The sequence below is a fragment of the Halococcus morrhuae DSM 1307 genome, assembly GCF_000336695.1.
Lineage (GTDB): Archaea > Halobacteriota > Halobacteria > Halobacteriales > Halococcaceae > Halococcus > Halococcus morrhuae.
Genome location: NZ_AOMC01000103.1, coordinates 1 through 2,834, shown reverse-complemented (window position 1 = coordinate 2,834; position 2,834 = coordinate 1). Strand labels below are relative to the sequence as shown.

Below are 2,834 nucleotides of genomic sequence, written 5' to 3'. Positions count from 1 at the left end.
TTGGCTCCGTACACGACAGAAGATCTGTGATTGGCAGCATCGTCCGCTACCCTCGCCTACAACGCGGCGCTACTTAACGTGCAAAGCTGAGAAACTGAATGAATCGTAGCGGTGAGCGAAGCTCTCAAATAGTTCGCTATCCGCAAACGTCGACATCGAATTCCGCAGCGCCAACAACGACATACGCACGTACAGAAACACTGAGATTGTACTTCAAACCGCCAATTGCCGCTCTCGTGCATGAACAGCGAGTAGGAGCAACCAGTACTTCACTTCCGTTGCAGACACCGCGCTTTATGTGCACCCAAACATCTTTAACTCATAAACTCAACCTGGCGATTAGGTAGCAACAGCCTATGTCGAAAGAACGTCAACAATCCGCAACCAAAGAGACTAAGCATCGATTTACACGGCGAAAATATCTCGCACTTACTGGTGCTGCCGGCACAGCTGGTCTAGCAGGTTGCCTTGGCGGTTCCACTGGCGGAAACAGCAGCGGGAACGGCAGCGGCGGGAACAACAGCAGCGGTGGTGGCTCGTCCGGTGGCGGCGGCAAGCTGCAGGTCCTCCACGGCTGGACCGGCGGCGACGGCAAGAAAGCCATCAACAATCTGATCAAGAAGTTCGAAGAAGCCCATTCCGACGTCAACACCAATTTCCAGGCCATCGGCGGCGGCGGCAACACCAATCTCGACACGACCATCTCGAACCGTGCACAGAACGGCAACCTCCCCAGTTCGTGGGCCGACTGGCCCGGCAACAACCTCGTCCAGTTCACTAGCGCCGGACTCCTCGGCGACATCAGCGACGACGTCTGGACCAAGGACCTCAAGCAGAATTATTCGAAGGAGGCCAAACAGTACTCGCAGGTCGGTGAAAGCTCGAAATCCGTCGGCTCGGGGCCATACGTGGCGGTGCCGATCGGCTCCCACCGGATGAACGACCTCTTCTACAACGTCTCGGTCGTCGAGGAAGCCGGTGTCGACCCGACGAGCTTCTCGAAGCCGAGCGATCTGACGGCCGCGCTCAAGAAGGTCNTTCTACAACGTCTCGGTCGTCGAGGAAGCCGGTGTCGACCCGACGAGCTTCTCGAAGCCGAGCGATCTGACGGCCGCGCTCAAGAAGGTCGAACAGAACACCGACGCCGTCGGTCTCGCACAGGGGCTCGAAGCACCGTTCACGACGCTCCAGCTCTGGGAAGTCGTCATGCAGGGACAGGCTGGCTACCAAGGATTCATGGACTACGTCAACGGCGAGGGCGACGAGAAGGCCGTGCGGAAGGCGTTCAAAACGGTCCAGAACTACTACGACCATATCAACGACGACGCGTCGAGCATCGGCTTCACGCAGGCCAACCAGAAGTTCATGAGCGGGAACGCGGCCTTCGTCCACAACGGCAACTGGGTCGCCGGCTCCTACCGCAACCAGGACGACTTCGAGTACGAAGACGACTGGAACAACGTCACCTTCCCGGGTACCGACGATATGTACGGAATGCATCTCGATTCGTTCCCGTTCCCCGCCGACGGGCCCGCTCCCGAGGCCGCAAAGACGTGGCTCTCCTATCTGGGCACGACCGAGGCACAGGNGGGCCCGCTCCCGAGGCCGCAAAGACGTGGCTCTCCTATCTGGGCACGACCGAGGCACAGGTCGCGTTCAACCAGTACAAGGGGTCGATTCCCCCGCGGACCGACGCCCCAACCGACAAATTCGGTCCGTATCTCACCAAGACGATCAAGGAGTACGGCGAGGTCTCGCACAAGCCGCCGACGATCGCCCACGGGCTGGCCGTGCTGCCCGACGTCCACTCTGACATCGACGGTGTGATCACCAACGAGTTCCTCGGCTCGGAGAACCTCGACTCCGCAACCAAGGGGATGCTCAATGCCGTCTCCGGATCGAACTGACGTGCGACGGTCGATCCGATCACGGCTGAGCGACCTCCGCACTCGACTCGTGGGCGATACCGGTGACGACGAGACCCCGGTTCGCACCGACGGCGGGGCGACCGTGAGCCGTGGCTCGGCCGGCACAGGCCTGTCGGATCGACTGCGATCGCTGCGCAANGCGACCGTGAGCCGTGGCTCGGCCGGCACAGGCCTGTCGGATCGACTGCGATCGCTGCGCAACAGCCGATTCGTCGGCTCGCTGCCATTCTGGCTCCCGCCGTTCCTGTTGATGGGGCTGTTCGTCTACGGTGCGATCGGCTGGAACTTCCTCATCTCGCTGACGGACATGGAGGGCTTTGGGAATCCGGACTACTCCGCGCTCGATTTCCAGCAGTACGCCGAACTGTTCGGGAGCCAGGCGTTCATCAACGCCGCGCGCAACACGTTCGTCCTGCTGGTCGCATTCACGGTCCTCTGTCTCGTACTCGGGCTGGTGCTCGCGATCCTGCTCGATCGCACGCTCCGATTGCAGAACACGTTCCGGCTGGTGTATCTGCTGCCGTTCAGCCTCTCGTTCGTCGTGACGGCCCAGCTCTGGGCGTGGATGTACGATATCGACAACGGCATCATCAACTCGGTACTGAGCATCGGCGGACTCCAGCCGGACTGGATCGGCAACCCACAGCTCGTGCTCGGTGCGGTCNTCTTCGCGCTGGTCTGGCAGTTCAGCGGCTACGCGATGGTGGTCTTTCTCGCCGGATTGCAGGCGATCCCGGACGAACACTTCGAGGCGGCGCGCATCGATGGCGCGAGCACGATCACGATGTACTGGCGGGTCATCATCCCCCAGCTCAGAGGCTCGGTCATCAGCGCGCTCGTCGTGCTGATGATCGGTGCGCTCAAAGCGTTCGACTTCCTGTACGCGCTGTTCGGCCAGTACCGTCC

2 protein-coding genes and 1 pseudogene are annotated in these 2,834 nt (G+C 61.0%); all 3 read left to right on the top strand.

Annotated elements, in window-relative coordinates; translation table 11 throughout:
* Window positions 1-356 precede the first annotated feature (356 nt).
* Window positions 357-980 (top strand): annotated as a pseudogene (locus C448_RS16765) (extracellular solute-binding protein); the annotation flags it as partial.
* A 124-nt stretch (window positions 981-1,104) separates the two neighbouring features.
* Window positions 1,105-1,827, top strand: coding sequence for an extracellular solute-binding protein (locus tag C448_RS17220; RefSeq protein WP_455429055.1), 723 nt, complete (start codon window positions 1,105-1,107; stop codon window positions 1,825-1,827).
* A gap of 57 nt (window positions 1,828-1,884) precedes the next feature.
* Window positions 1,885-2,834 (top strand): carbohydrate ABC transporter permease (locus C448_RS07845; RefSeq protein ID WP_049916175.1); only part of this gene is annotated, 950 nt, incomplete at its 3' end.